At 67.9% G+C, this 14,158-nt stretch carries 13 protein-coding genes; 5 read left to right on the top strand and 8 right to left on the bottom strand.

Annotated elements, in window-relative coordinates; translation table 11 throughout:
• Positions 1–53: 53 nt before the first annotated feature.
• The gene (locus tag N0B31_RS04480; RefSeq protein ID WP_260594643.1) at positions 54–1,244 is read left to right on the top strand and encodes a threonine synthase; all 1,191 of its coding nucleotides are present in this window, start codon (positions 54–56) and stop codon (positions 1,242–1,244) included.
• Between the two features lie 320 nt (positions 1,245–1,564).
• On the opposite strand, the gene N0B31_RS04485 is transcribed toward N0B31_RS04480, so the two are convergent.
• Genes N0B31_RS04485 through N0B31_RS04500 form a run of 4 tightly spaced genes read right to left on the bottom strand, consistent with a single transcriptional unit; the run spans position 1,565 to position 5,196 of the window.
• On the bottom strand, positions 1,565–3,826 hold the full coding sequence (locus N0B31_RS04485) for an amino acid permease (RefSeq protein WP_260594644.1): 2,262 nt from the start codon (positions 3,824–3,826) through the stop codon (positions 1,565–1,567).
• A gap of 5 nt (positions 3,827–3,831) precedes the next feature.
• Entirely contained in the window at positions 3,832–4,251 is a 420-nt protein-coding gene (locus tag N0B31_RS04490; RefSeq protein ID WP_260594645.1) for a universal stress protein, read from the bottom strand.
• Between the two features lie 7 nt (positions 4,252–4,258).
• Positions 4,259–4,408: a hypothetical protein gene (locus N0B31_RS04495; RefSeq protein ID WP_260594646.1), complete on the bottom strand. Its 150-nt coding sequence runs from the start codon at positions 4,406–4,408 to the stop codon at positions 4,259–4,261.
• An 8-nt stretch (positions 4,409–4,416) separates the two neighbouring features.
• Positions 4,417–5,196 carry an AsnC family transcriptional regulator gene (locus tag N0B31_RS04500; RefSeq protein WP_260594647.1) on the bottom strand — a complete coding sequence of 260 codons (780 nt, stop codon included), beginning with the start codon at positions 5,194–5,196 and terminating at the stop codon, positions 4,417–4,419.
• A 450-nt stretch (positions 5,197–5,646) separates the two neighbouring features.
• Here N0B31_RS04500 and N0B31_RS04505 point away from each other — a divergent pair, with 450 nt between their 5' ends.
• Together N0B31_RS04505 and N0B31_RS04510 are read left to right on the top strand one after the other, a co-directional pair.
• The gene (locus N0B31_RS04505) at positions 5,647–7,893 is read left to right on the top strand and encodes an amino acid permease (RefSeq protein WP_260594648.1); all 2,247 of its coding nucleotides are present in this window, start codon (positions 5,647–5,649) and stop codon (positions 7,891–7,893) included.
• A 213-nt stretch (positions 7,894–8,106) separates the two neighbouring features.
• Positions 8,107–8,391, top strand: coding sequence for a hypothetical protein (locus tag N0B31_RS04510; protein WP_260594649.1), 285 nt, complete (start codon positions 8,107–8,109; stop codon positions 8,389–8,391).
• Positions 8,392–8,469: 78 nt separating this feature from the next.
• On the opposite strand, the gene N0B31_RS04515 is transcribed toward N0B31_RS04510, so the two are convergent.
• Positions 8,470–9,465 carry a phosphate uptake regulator PhoU gene (locus N0B31_RS04515; RefSeq protein WP_260594650.1) on the bottom strand — a complete coding sequence of 332 codons (996 nt, stop codon included), beginning with the start codon at positions 9,463–9,465 and terminating at the stop codon, positions 8,470–8,472.
• A 419-nt stretch (positions 9,466–9,884) separates the two neighbouring features.
• Here N0B31_RS04515 and phoU point away from each other — a divergent pair, with 419 nt between their 5' ends.
• Complete coding sequence (gene phoU / locus N0B31_RS04520; RefSeq protein ID WP_260594651.1) at positions 9,885–10,559, top strand: phosphate signaling complex protein PhoU; 675 nt, start codon at positions 9,885–9,887, stop codon at positions 10,557–10,559.
• A 257-nt stretch (positions 10,560–10,816) separates the two neighbouring features.
• Here the strand turns inward: phoU and N0B31_RS04525 are convergent, their stop codons facing one another.
• Together N0B31_RS04525 and N0B31_RS04530 are read right to left on the bottom strand one after the other, a co-directional pair.
• Entirely contained in the window at positions 10,817–11,545 is a 729-nt protein-coding gene (locus N0B31_RS04525) for a GNAT family N-acetyltransferase (protein ID WP_260594652.1), read from the bottom strand.
• A gap of 250 nt (positions 11,546–11,795) precedes the next feature.
• Entirely contained in the window at positions 11,796–12,557 is a 762-nt protein-coding gene (locus N0B31_RS04530) for an alanyl-tRNA editing protein (RefSeq protein WP_260594653.1), read from the bottom strand.
• Between the two features lie 193 nt (positions 12,558–12,750).
• On the opposite strand from N0B31_RS04530, the gene N0B31_RS04535 reads away from it, so the two are divergent.
• Complete coding sequence (locus tag N0B31_RS04535) at positions 12,751–13,446, top strand: HD domain-containing protein (RefSeq protein WP_260594654.1); 696 nt, start codon at positions 12,751–12,753, stop codon at positions 13,444–13,446.
• Between the two features lie 7 nt (positions 13,447–13,453).
• Here the strand turns inward: N0B31_RS04535 and N0B31_RS04540 are convergent, their stop codons facing one another.
• Positions 13,454–14,131: a LysE family translocator gene (locus tag N0B31_RS04540; protein ID WP_260594655.1), complete on the bottom strand. Its 678-nt coding sequence runs from the start codon at positions 14,129–14,131 to the stop codon at positions 13,454–13,456.
• Between the last annotated feature and the right edge of the window lie 27 nt (positions 14,132–14,158).

Raw genomic sequence — 14,158 nt, forward strand, 5'->3', positions numbered from 1 at the left:
GTCCGTCGTGCCCCGAACGACGGTTCTTAGTCCGCCCCGCCCGGAGTTCCGCTATGGAGACGACAGCGGCGTTCATCGGCCTCTCGTGTGTCGACTGCGACGCCTCGTTCGACGCGAGCGAGGCCACCCACCGGTGTCCCGACTGTGGCGGCATCCTCGACCCGACGTACGACTACGACGCCGTCGACGTGACCCGCGAGGAACTCGCCTCGCGCCGCGGCGGTCAGTTCCGCTTCGAGGAACTCCTCCCGTTCGGCCGCGACGTGGCCGTCACGATGTACGAGGGCGACACCCCGCTCGTCCCCGCGCCTCGACTCGCCGAGGAACTCGGCGTCGCCGAGGTCTACGTCAAGGACGAGGGGCGAAACCCCACCGGGTCGTTCAAGGACCGGGGGCAGGCCCTCGCCGTCACCGCCGCCGTCCAGCACGGCGCCGAGGACGTGGCGCTCGCCTCGGCCGGGAACGCGGGGCAGGCCGCGGCCGCCTACGCCGCCCGTGCTGGCCTCGACTCGCACGTCTTCCTCCCCTCTCGCGCCTCGTTCGTCAACAAGGCCATGGTCAACGTCCACGGCGGCGAGATGAAGATCGTCGAGGGGCGCATCGACGACGCGGGCGAGGCCTACGAGGCTGCGATGGACGACAACCCGGCGTGGTACTCGCTCCAGACGTTCGTCACCCCGTACCGCCACGAGGGCAAGAAGACGATGTACTACGAGATCGCCGAGCAACTCGACTGGGAGACGCCGGACCACGTCGTCTACCCGACCGGCGGTGGTGTCGGACTCGTGGGGATGTACAAGGCCGCCCGCGAGTTCGCGGACCTCGGGTTCACCGAGGGGACGCCCGCGTTCTGGGCCGCGCAGGCCGAGGGCTGTGCCCCCATCGCGAAGGCGTTCGAGGAAGGCAGGGACGTCCACGAGGCGTGGGAGGTGCCCGACACCATCTGTGGCGGCATCGAGATCCCCGACCCCGGCGCGAGTCCGTGGATACTCGAGGCCCTCCGGGAGTCCGACGGCGGTGCCGTCGCCACCAGCGACGAGGAGATAATGTCCTCCACCGTGACCGTCGCACAGAACGAGGGGCTGGAGATGGGCGTCACCTGCTCCGCCGCCGCCTCGGGCGCGTGGCAACTCGCCCAAGAGGACCGGTTCGACGAGGACGACACGGTCGTCCTGCTGAACACCGCGACGGGGAACAAGGACGCCGACGTCGCGCGGAGCCACCTGATGAGCAAGGGGCTCTGAGGACCGCGTTCCCCTCTTCGGGTGCGCTCCCTGCCCTCGCGGACGCGAACTTCGTGGCAGCACGGTCTTCGTGGAGGTACTCGCGGCCAGCGGGCGGCAGGAACCGAAGACGGCTCTGTCGGAGCCTCCCACGGCGATGCATACGTCGTGCTGCGGACAGAGGGCGTCTCCAGCACGAGTAGTGAGCGTGTCGGTCTAGGGACTGGTCGAGTCGACCCCATGATTGGACTCTGGTAGGCGTCGTAGTCCGGCGTAGATGGTCGAGGAACGTGTTCTCGGTACCAACGGGTCTGGGACAGTCCGACCTCGCTCCCGGTATCTCAGTCACCAAACAGTCGCTCGAACACGCCCCGCTCGCGAGCGCGCTCGGCCATCACTACCGAGCAGTCGATGTCGTCGACCACGTCCAGTACGACCGCGCCCCGAGCGAGCCGCGAGAGGAGCCCTCGCTCCGTCGCTCCGACGAGCACCATCGTGTGGTCGGCCGCAGCCCGCTCGATGGCCGCCTCGACGTCACCCGTCTCGACCCGGAGTGTGGCGTCCGAGAGGTCGTGCGAGTCGGCCCACTGCTCGAGGAACGTCTCGCCCGCACGTTGCTCGTCCGCGACGTGGAGTAGCGTCACCTCGGCGTCGTGCCCCGCCTGGAGCAACTGAGCGAGCTCCGCCGAGAGGTCGGAGTCGGGGCCGCCGGCGGTCGGCACGAGCAGTCGATCGGGGTCGAACCCACGGCCTCTCAACACCACGACGTCACATGGCAGGTCGTTGGCGAGGTCGTCGAACGCGCTCTCGGCTCGGCCCGGTGACCCGTGCACATCCTCGCCCCAGCCCATCACCACGAGGTCGGCCTCGTGGTCGCGAGCCGCGTCGAACACCGCCTCGAAGCGTCGGTGTGAGAAGATTGTGTGGGTCTCGACCTCGACGCCGAACGTCTGTCCGTCCTGCACGGCGGCGTCGAGCGTCTCGTGATAGGCCTCGTCGAACGCCTCGGCGTGATCGGCAGCGTACTGGAGGGCGGTCTGTGCTGGCGCGGTGACGACGTGTACGGCGTCGACGGTACCGCCACGCTGTCTGGCGATGGCGCTCGCGAACGAGACGAGGTCTCGCTCGCTGTCCGGGTTCGACAGGGGCACCATCACCCGGTAGGCGCTCTCGTCGGGCTGGACGGTCTCGGCGGCCGAGACCGCCGCCGCCGGCATCTCGTCCGAACGAGAGAGGACGTACTGACTCAGGACGCCGGTCTTCTCGGCTTGCCCGCGGGCGTAGAGGAGGTACCACGCGAGTCCGCCGACCACGAACACCAGCGAGAGCGCGATCTCGACCCTGTCCATGAACCCGATGAGCCCGAACGACGTGACCGCACCGACGATGGGGACGACGGGGTAGAGTGGTACCTCGAACTCCGGCTGGTAGTCCGGGGTGTCGGCCTCACGCATCACGACGAGGGCGACGTTGAGCAGCCCGTACACGATGAGGTGGAGGACGCTCCCGGCCTTGGCGAGCACCTCCACGTCACCGATGCCGATGAACAGCAGGATGAGCCCGCCGGTGACGGCGATGCTCCGGTAAGGGGTGGCGAAGTTCGGGTGGATGGCGTTGAGTCTGTCCGAGACGAGCCTGTCGCGCCCCATCGCGAAGTTGATGCGCGAGGAGGCGAGGATGGAGGCGTTCGCCGAGGACGCGGTCGCCAGCAGGCCGGCGAAGGTCAACAGCCCCACCCCGACTGCCGCGAGACCCACGGTCCCGAAGACGATCTCGGCGACGTCGAGGACGGGCGTCGTGGTGACCTCCGGGACGAGCTGGTGCCAGTCGACGACCCCCATCAGCACCACCATGATGAGGGCGTACATGACGGTGACGACGAGGACGCTCCCGACGACCGCGAGCGGGAGGTTCCGGCCGGGGTTCTTCAGCTCCTCGGCGACGGTGGTAATCTTCGCGAAGCCGAGGAACGAGACGAACACGAGCCCGGTCGCGGGCAGCACGGCCGCGGCGCCGCCCGTCTCCGCGGGGAAGAACGGTCGTAGCGTCGCCACGTCCGCCCGGAGGAACCCGAGGACGGAGAAGACCGTGAGGATGCCCACGAGGAGGGTCACGATGACCACCTGCACGCTCCCGGTCTCCTTCGCGCCGACGTAGTTGACGCCGACGAACGCCAGCCCGGCCAGCAGCGCACCGACCTGATACTCCGAGAGCCCGAAGCCGCCGACCGCGACGGCCGGCAGCGGCAGGAACGTCGCGAGGTACTCTCCGAACCCGAGCGTGTAGAACGCCGACGCGAACGCCAGCCCCATCCAGTTCCCCCACCCGGCGACGGAGCCGAACAGCGGGCCGAGCGCGTGGTTGACGTAGTAGTAGCTCCCACCGGCCTTCGGCATCGCCGTCCCGAGTTCCGAGGCCGATAACGCGGTGAACAGTGAGATGACGCCCCCGACGACGAACGAGAGCGCGACTGCCGGCCCGGCCGCAGCCGCGGCCTGCCCCGGCAACACGAAGATGCCGGCACCGATCATCGTGCCGACCCCGATGGTCAGCGCCGAGAGCAGGCCGAGGTCCTTCGCCAGCTCTTCGTCGTTCGCAGTCATGCTCCCTACGCCTCCGAATCGGGGTCGGGGAGCGACACGACCGGACGGTTGGCCTGCGTAACGAGGGTGAGCGACCGGTCGCCGGCCAGGAACTGGACGATGCGCGGCCCACCTCGAGGACGGAACGCGATGGCGTCTACGTCCAGTCGGTCACCCGCCTCGACGATGCTCTCTACCACGTCCCGCCGATAGTCGGTCGCCAGTTCCGCGTCGGGGAACCGCTCCCGAAACGCCTCGAGGGACTCGGCAGCGAGCGTCTCAGACTGTTCTACGGGGGTCTTGTCCGGGACGCCGCCGCCCTTCTCGATGACGTGGAAGACGGTCACCCGGCCGGGCTGGTACGGTACGAGCGCCGCAGCGGTGGCCCGCGCGTCGTCCGGGTCAGCCACCGGGACGAGCACGTGGCCGTCGATGACGTCGGTCATGTCGGGTTCAGGTGAGTCGGTAGGTCGCGACCTCCTCGGCACCGCACTCCCCGCACTCGGACTGGTCCTCCGCAACTGTCGTGCCGCAGTTCCGACACTCGCGGAGGACGCGTTCGGCACCGAGGACGCGCCGGAGCAGGATATCGAGGGTCGACATCGGCTTCCCTAGTGAGTGCTCTCGGAGGCTGTTTCGTCAGCCCGGAAGATCGCGAGGGCGTCGGTGTCCTCACCTCGTGAGAGGACGGTCACGATGTCGTCGGGCTGGACGACCGTGTCGCCGTGTGGAGTCAACTCCTCGTCGCCGCGTTCGATGGCGATGACGAGTGTGTCCTGGTCGAGGATGCCCTGCCGAGCGGCGGCCTCCAGCGTGCGCCCCGCGATGGGGGCGTTCGGCTGGACGGTCACCTCGACGACGCTCGCGTCGCCGGTGAGGCTGATGAAGTCGTTCGCCTCGGGCGCCTCGCCCCGGTCGTCGGGGTCGTACGGACTGAACGGAGCGAACAGCTCCTCTTCGACGAGGTCCTCGTCCTCGATGTGGATGCCGATGTCGCTGAGTCGACGGGCGATGCGCCGGAGGTCGTCCGTACTCCCCCCGACCGCGAGGACGTGGAGGTTGCGCCGGCCGGTCATCAAGGTCCGGACGTTGATTACCCCGGGGATGGCCCGGGCCTCGTGAGCGAGCGCCTCGCGCTCGGTGACCGGGACGTCACAGAGATAGAGGTTGGTGAGTTTGCCGTCGGCCAGTTCGAAGTCCACCTGCGCGGTGTAACCGCGGACGATGCCCGCGTCTTCGAGCTTGTGGATCCGGTTGCGGACGGTGGCGCCGGAGACGCCGGCTCGTTCGGCGAGCGCACTGGCCGATGCGTTGCGAGCGTCCTGCATGAGCGTATGGAGTATCCGTCGGTCGAGTTCGTCGAGCCGGTGGTCGCTACGTGGATATGGCATGGGGAGTGGGGTGAGTTCGATATCGCAAATCTAGTTGGACACGTACTACCATAATACTTGCCGCGAGTAGTTCAGATTCTGAAAACGAAGCCACTGCTTCGTACCTCAGCGTCCGCCCCCAACGGCGGTTCGTTCGCATACCCGCTACAGAGGCCCCTGAAACGGGCACATCGGCGACGTAGTTCGACGGCGGTTCACGGACGGTGGGGACTCGACGAGATGCATCTCTCCGCGAGTGCGACCTCTTCTATCACGGATTGAAAGAATCAGGCCACTCAAAATTCGATTTCGAAAATTATGACGGCATATTTATCTACTCGCGTGACCGAGGCGTCTCATGGAAGCGAAACCGGTCCGGGAGGAGGTACGCTGTAGCCGAACCTCCGGGACCCGACCGTCGGGGTCGACGGCTGCGAGGGGTGTCCGAGTCGTTCGCACGGGGGCGAGCTGATGGCCGACGAGGAGCTGGCCAAGGACCTCGGGTTGCTCTCGGCGCTCACCATCGGGATCGGGACGATGATCGGTGCGGGTATCTTCGTCCTCCCCGGCGTCGCTGCGAGTACCGCCGGTCCGATCGTGGTCGTCTCGTTCATCGTGGGTGGGGCGATCGCCCTGGTGAACGCGCTGTCGGTCTCCGAACTCGGGACGGCGATGCCGAAGGCCGGTGGCGGCTACTACTACGTCAACCGCGCGCTCGGCCCGCTGTTCGGCTCCATCGCCGGTCTCGGCGACTGGGTCGGTCTGGCGTTCGCCTCCGCGTTCTACAGCATCGGCTTCGGCCAGTACCTCGCCACGCTGGTCCCGATACCGGGCGTCCTCTTCCTCAACGAGGTACAGGTGGGGGCACTCGTCGCCGGCGCCGTCTTCGTCGGCGTCAACTACGTCGGCGCCAAGGAGACGGGCGGCGTCCAGACGGTCATCGTGACCCTGCTGTTGGCCATCCTCACCCTGTTCGCGATACAGGGCTGGCTCTCGTTCGACTTCGGGACGCTGCTCGGCGACGGTGGCCTGGCACCGCTCGGCTACGGCGCCATCCTCCCGGGGACGGCGCTGGTGTTCGTCTCGTTCCTCGGCTACGCGAAGATCGCGACCGTCGCCGAGGAGCTGAAGAACCCCGGCCGGAACCTCCCGCTCGCGGTCGTCGGGAGCGTCCTCGTCGTCACCGTCATGTACGCGGTGCTGGTGAGCATCATGCTGGGCGTGGTGCCGTGGCCCGAGTTGAGTCAGTCCGCGCCGCTGACGCAGGCCACGCAGCTCGCGTTCCCCGGCGGGTTCGCCGGCATCGCGGTCTCCGTCGTCACGCTCGGGGCGTTGCTCGCCACGGCGTCGTCGGCCAACGCCTCCATCCTCGCGTCGGCCCGCATCAACTTCGCGATGGGCCGTGACCGCATCGTCACCAACTGGCTGAACGAGATCCACCCCTCGTTTGCGACGCCGTACCGCTCCATCCTCGTCACGGGCGCCATCATCGTCGTGTTCATCGCGGCGCTCGGGACTCGCATCGAGGTGCTGGCGAAGGCCGCGAGCGTGCTCCACCTCGTCGTCTACGCGCTGATGAACGCTGCGTTGATCGTCTTCCGCGAGACCGACCCGGAGTACGACCCGGCGTTCCGCGTCCCGCTGTACCCCTTCACCCCGATACTGGGTATCGGGCTGTCGCTGGGCCTGCTCGCGTTCGTCGGCCAACAGGAACTGCTCCTATCGACGGTGTTCGTCGTCGTCGCGGTGGTGTGGTACTTCGTGTACGCTCGCGGCCACGCGACCCGGCAGGGGCTGCTCGGGCGGTACGTCCTCGACCGCAGCGACGACCTCCCGCCGCCCGTCGTCGGTGCGGCGGCGACCGTCGCCCCGAACGGGGCCGGACAGTCGGACGCGCCGACGACGATGGTCGCGCTGTCGAACCCGCGAACCGAGCGGGCGCTGGTGTCGCTCGGCGCCGCCCTCGCGAGACACGACGGCGGACGGGTGCTCGCGACCCACGTCGTCCAGATACCCGACCAGACGTCTCTGGAGGCGGCGGCCGAGCAGCGTGACCGTATCTCGCGGATCTCGGAGAGCCTGCTGGCCGACGCGCAGGCCGACGCCGAACGACTGGGCGTCCCCATCGAGACCCGGACGATCCTCTCTCATCAGGGGCTCGCGGAGGTGTTCGACGCGGCTCGTGACCACGGCGTCGACCGGCTCGTGATGGGACACGGCGGGACGAGACTGGCCGGCGGTCGGGTCGAGAGTCGCCTCGAGGAGTTGACGCACGACCTCCCCTGTGACGTGCTCGTCCTCGACGAGCGGGGGTTCGACCCGACGGAGGTGCTCGTGCCGACCGCCGGTGGTCACTCCTCGGAGCTGTCCGCCGAGGTGGCACGGGCGCTCCGGGAGACGGTCGACGCCTCGGTGACGGTGCTTCACGTCGCCGACGACGCCGAGGACGGGCGTGCGTTCCTCGAGTCGTGGGTCGCCGACCACGGACTGTCGGACGCGGAGTTACTGGTCGAGACCGGCGACGTGGAGGCAGCCATCGGCGACGCCGCGACCGACCGCACGCTCGTCATCGTCGGGGCCACGGAGCGGGGCCTCCTCTCACGGATCGTCGGCAGGTCCCTGCGGCTGTCCGTGCTCGAGGACCTCGACTCGGGTGTCCTGTTGGCCGAGCGACCACACGAGCGGTCGCTCCGGGAGCGGCTGTTCGCCCGGCGGTAGGACGGGGTCGCCCGTCCCCGACCACGGTTCGGCCACGCTCGGTTGGCCGTCGTCACAGGCCGTTCCGAGTCCCCCGTCGACCGATGGGCTGATCTCGAGGTGCTGAGCGCCTGTTCAGCGACGGACGACGATTACATCCGGTCCGCGTCTCCTGAACTGTCCCGTCCCGACTGAGTAGGAAGCTTGAGGGGGGCGACAGGAGAGTCGGGAGTCATGAGTCCGACCGTCCACGAGATTCGGAACGCGATTCGAGTGGCGACCGGTCGCTTCGAACGGGAGTTCGAGGCGTCGTTCACGAAGGAGGAGCTACAGGCGATCTGCGAGGCACTCGAGGTCGAGGTCGACGAGACGGGGCGGCCGTCGACGACGGGGATGCGACGACTCGTCCGGGTGCAGGTCGGCCTCGCGGAGTCGCGGGAGGCGGCTGGCGACTCCACGTTCCGGAAGGCCGACCTCCGAGCCATCGCCGATGAGATAGGGGCGTCGCCCGAGCCGTAGTCGCCAGTCGCCCGATCGGCTCGTCTGCCGTGATTCCCGACCCGAACACCGACGGCGCGCCCCCGACCGCAACGAACGTCAGGGCTTGGGGGCTGCCTTCTGCAGCGCGGTCTCCGCGATGTTGCCCCCGTAGTCCGCGCTCCGGGTGAGCGAGTCGACAACGAGGCCGAGCAGTTGTGCCTGTTGCGGGTCGAGGTCACGGATGGTGGCGTCGACCTCGCGGGCGTGTTCGTCGACCATCGTGACGTTCTCGCGTGCGTCGTTGGCGAGGCGGGTGGCCGTCTCGGACTCGTCCTCGAGCAGGGCGTCCATCGCCATGTCGATGGTCTCGATGGCCTCCTCGTAGAGCTCCTCGAGCGCCGTCGCGGCCCCCTCGGGGACCTCCCCGAGGTCGCGCGAGTGGTTGGCGATCTTCGTGGCGTGGTCGGCCACCCGCTCCAGTTGCCGGGCCGATGAGTGATAGTCGAAGCACGTCTCGCGGTCCAGACCGATCTCGGCGGCCGCACGGGGGTCGCGGAGGACCGACCGGAAGACACGCGAGACCATCGCCCAGAGTCGGTCCACGTCATCGTCGCGCTGGACCACGTCCATCGCGAGGTCGTCGTCGTTCTCCACGAGGGCAGTCACGGCGTCGCCGAGCATCGTGGTCGCCACCAGCCGCATCCGGGTGATGGCGTTGTGCATCGAGAGCTCCGAGGAGTCCAGCAAGTCCTGCAACTGGACCCGCTCGGAGGTCTCGCCGATGACCTCGAGCCCCACGAGGCCCTGCGCAGCCCGGCGGATGTTCCGGCGCTGGGCGGCGGTCACGCGCGCGGTCTCCAGCGTGATGATGTCGAACCCGGAGACGTACATCGTGATGACGGCACGGGTCAGTTGTTCGCCCTCGAGCCCCGTGATGTCGAGTGTGCCTTCGGACTTCTCCTCCTCGCGGCGCGGCGTGAGCAACAGGGCGTCGTCTTCGGGGTGGAACTCGACGACGCTCCCGCCGCTCACGCCGTTGTCCGTCGCCCACGTCTTCGGGAGCGAGACGGTGTACGTCGACCCACCGGTGACCTGGACCTTACGCGTCTCCATACGTTACGGGTCAGGAACGACGCGACATAAATCAATCCATGTTCTATATACGGAGAGTCGAAACGATGTATCTCGGCCAACAATCACGCTCGACCACGATTACTCCCCGAGAACATCGGGGAAACCGAGGCTTCGACCTTCGACTACAGAGTCCTCTCTTGGGGCTCGAAATCTCGGTGTCGAACTGCTATCGGCGCATCTCGTGACCGGGGTTCACAAGTGGGGCTGTGGAGTACTCGTAGGTACTGGGGGGAACCTAGCACTATATAGTTCTCTAGCGAAGTAATATCGGTGCGCGTGACGGGGGGTGTTCGGCGATATCGACGCGATATGGCGGCAACATTTGGTGGTATCATCCCGCCACGATGCGTCCACGTGTGGACCAGTTATGGTGTCGCAGCCAGTGGGCTGTCGTAAGGATGGCTCGCGAACGATTCGCCGCGGCGCTCGACCGACTCCGCGACACCCTCGTCGAGATGGGCCGGCTGGTCGTCGACCGGCTGGACGACGCCGCTGCAGCCCTCGAACACGAGGACGCCGCCCGTGCTCGACGTGTCGTCGAGGGTGACGTCGAGGTCAACCAACTGTACCGCGAGGTGGAGTCCCAGTGCATCGACCTGTTCGCCCTCCAGCAACCCGTCGCGAGCGACCTGCGACGGGTCGCCTCGACGTTCAAGATCTCGACGGACCTCGAGCGGGTGGGTGACCTCGCGGTGAACCTCGCTCAGTACTCGCGGGAACTGAACCGGGACCTCTACGCCGAGGTCGCCCTCTCGGACATCGTCGACGCGGCTCGTCGGATGGTGGCGGACGCCGTCGAACTCTACGCCGAGGACGGCGACGAGTGGCGCTGTCACGAACTGGCGGACCGGGACACGGAACTCGACGCGATGTGTGCGCACGCGGGCCGGGTGGTCACCCTCGCACTCCTCGACCACCAGGCGTCGGCCGACGACGCCGCCGAACGACTCGTCGAGGACGTCTCGACGCTCCTGCTGACGGTCCGTGACCTCGAACGCGTCGGCGACCACGCGGTGAACGTCGCCGCACGGACGCTGTACGTGACGGAGGGGGACGACTCGCTACTCGAATAGAACCTCTTTGCGCGGCGGGTCCGCGCCTGCGGCGCGAACCGCTTGCGCAAACACGTTCACGAGAAAGGCGGCGCTCCCTTCGTTCGCGGATGCTAGCCCAGCCGCAGACTCGCGTCTCGTGGGCTATCGAACACTGGAGTCCTTGCTCCGAATCGGGCAGCGTTCTGCTGTCAGCGTACGCCGAGCGCCCCTCTTTCACGGACGTTTTACGAGGAGCGGTGCGCGAGCGAAGCGAGCGCACCCGACGAGACAACGGTTCAGAGGTAGGCAGCGTCCCACCGCGTCGGCCGCCGCTGGTTCCCGCAGGTGTCACACTCCATCCGGCCCATCGTGTCCATGGAGGTGACGAGGCTCTCGCAGTTCGAACAGAAGAAGCCCCAGCGCTCGGCCCGGTCCTCGTCGCTGTAGACGACTTGGAACTCCCCCTTCGACCCACGGTCCGTGTCCCGGTGGTCGACGAACAGCTCCTGTCCGTCCGGGCCGGTGACGGGGAGGAGTTCCTCCTCCGCGGTCGGTTCGGCATAGATGTTCTCGATGTACTCCTCGCCGTCGATGTCGACGCGGCCCTCGCCGGCCTTCTCCAGCCCGTGGTGCTCGTAGAAGTCGTTGCCCTGTGCGTTGTCCGCGAGGACGCGGCCGCGGACGCTCTCTGCCCCCATCTCGGACAGCGCCGTGACCGTCTCCTCGTAGAGCTCGTCGCCGATCCCCTCGCCACGGTACATCGGGTCCACGTGGAGCCAGAGGATGTCGCCCCGGTCGTTCACGACGGCGCTCTCCGAGAAGGCGACCACCTCGTCGTCGCGCTCCACGACGAGGAGGAGTAACTCCTCGTCCTCGAGCTTCTCCGCGAACGCCTCCTCGCCGTACCAGTTCGCCACCGCACCCTCGATGGCGGAGGGACTCAGCGAGTACGACGCCTCCATCGACCGCTCGGCGACACCATGGACGGCACCCGCATCTCGGGCAGTAGCTTCACGGACCTGCATAACAGGTTGAACTACCGGAGACGGTATAAAACCATACGCGGCGTCCGCTCGATCGGACGTGTATCCACTCGGTGACGACATGGCTACTATTTCCCACCAGTTCTGGTCCGCCCCGGCGACGAACGTGCAGGGAGCCGCAACACCACGGACCCGCCGCCTGCCAGCCCCCCGGAGACGGCCGCCTCGCCCGCCGAGAGGCGGATGGAGGCCCCCACGGTGAACAACCCACCGCGTGTCCTCCAATCGACGGTCACTCGAGTTCGAAGTGGAGTCGCTCGCGGTCGCTCCCGCCCGTCTCGCGTCCCGTGACGCTGACCGTACCCACGGCCGCCGTGTCGGTGACGTGCGTGCCCGCACAGGCCGTCCGGTCGTACACGTCGCCCTCGCCCGGTCCGTCGACCTGCCCGCGCGGCTCCTCCCCGGGCGCGCCCACCTCGACGATCCGAAGCTCGGTGATGCTGTCGGGCAGGAGGTCGATACGGGTCCGGTCGGTGTCGAGTCGCGCCTCGGCCGCCTCGCGGCCCATCGTGTACCAGCGGACCGGCCTGCCGTCGTCGACGAGGTCGTTCATCCGGGCCTCGATGGTCGCCAGGTCGTCCTCGTCGAACCGTCCGTGTTCCACGTCGATGCGGGCGCGGTCGGCGTAGAGCTGGTTCCCGCGAGTCGGGGCGTCGTACGCCGCGAGGAGGAGCGCCGAGAGGAGGTGCTGGGCCGTGTGGTACCGCATGTGGGCCTCGCGGCGTTCCCAGTCGAGGTCGCCAGTCACCCTCGTACCCCCGGGGGGTGCCTCCCCGTCGAGTTCGTGGTAGATGGTGTCGCGCTTCTGGACGTTCGTGACGTTCCACGTCTCTCCCGCTGCGGTGAGTGTGCCGTGGTCGGCGGGCTGGCCACCCCCCTCGGGGTAGAACTGGGTCCGGTCGAGGACCACCCGTGGCGGGTCCGAGAGCGACCGCTCGACGGTCGCCTCGAAGCGGCGCACCGACGAATCCTCGAGATACGACTGCTCGGTCATGGCTCCACCGAGGGGTGCCCCGCACTTCAACGACCCGTCGCTGGTCCCGCCGTGGTGGCGGCCACGGAGCGGGCGAGACAGCCCGCGCGCCCTCGGGTAGGTGTGTCTACCATAACCCTAAAGAGTCGTCTTGGCCACCATTAAAGTAAGATGACTAACGCGAACGCAACTGCGGTCTCTCGGAGGTGGGCTGATGGGCGTCGAGATCCGTGAGTCACCCGTCTCGGACGAGGAGTTCGAGGCGATGAAGCGGTTCGTCCACGACTACCTCGAGGCGAGCGTCGAGAACGAGGAGGAGGGTGGCCGGATGCGCTGGTACCCGTGGCACTCCGCCGAGTACCGGTTCAACCACATCCTCAACGTCACGGAGCTCGCGACCCACATCGCCCGGGAGGAGGGGGCGAACGTCGACATCACCCGTGTGGCCGCGCTGTTCCACGACATCTCCAAGCTAGAGGCCGACCAAGACGTCCACGCCGAGGAGGGCGCCCGCATCGCCCGCGAGTACCTGGAGACCCACGGCGACTACCCGGAGTCGTTCGTCGACCATGTGTGTGCGGCGGTCCGCGACCACTCCTTCCAGGGTGACCTCGCGGACGTGTCGCTCGAGGCCCGCTGTCTGATGGAGGCCGACCTGCTCGACAAGGTGGGCGCCAACGGCACCACGCTGATGCTCCTCCGGATGGGCTACGAGGCCCGGACCCACATGGACGCCAACGAGATGGTCGGTCGCGTCCTCGAACGCGGCGAGGACGCCGTCTCGCGGGTCGTCTCGGACACGGCAGAGACGCTAGCCCACCAGCGCCTGAAACGCGTCCGGTGGTTCAAGGAGTGGCTGGAGGGTGAGGTCGCGGAGATGGAGGTCGGCGCCGACTCCGACCCGCTCTGAGGCCGGGTCAGACCGCCGTGAGCGTGGTCGCCGCGTCGTAGAGGAAGAACACCCCGAAGCCGACGAGCAGCGCTGCACTCAGGTACGCGACGACGGGCGCCAGTCGGTCGACCCGTCGCCGGGCCGCGACGAGCGCCGCCGGGAACCCGGTTATCCAGATGCCGATACCGCCGAACAGACCGACGAGCAGCGCCGGCGTCCCCGTCTCGACGACGAGCAACCCCGCCACGGAGGCACCGACGGCCTCCGCCAGCAGGTCGATGCGGCCCGCCTCGAGCAAACCGACGCCCACCGTCAGCCAGAACAGTATCTGGTACGGATTCGTCAGCGCGAGGACGAACGCCTTACGGAACCCCTTCGACTCCCCCTCTGGTGTCCCCTCCGCCGTGAACGTCTCCGTGGCCTCGGTGGCGGCTCCGTAGGCGAAGTAGAGCATCAGCACGCCGCCGACGCCGACCATCGCGGCTCGAAGCAGGGGTAACTGCTCGACGAACGCGACGACACCCAGCAGCGCGAGGACGAAGAACGCGAAGTCGGCCGTCGCCGCCCCGAGGCCTGCCTTGAACCCGGCGTCCCACCCTCGCAAGACGGACTCCTCGGCGATGATGGCGTTCATGGGTCCGGGCGGAGCCGCGAGCGCGAGGCCGAACACCGTCCCCGCGAGGAGCGTCGTCAGCGTACTCATCTACAGCGGCTACCGGGTGGGTGGGCA

It is taken from the genome of Salinirubellus salinus, from assembly GCF_025231485.1.
GTDB lineage: Archaea > Halobacteriota > Halobacteria > Halobacteriales > Haloarculaceae > Salinirubellus > Salinirubellus salinus.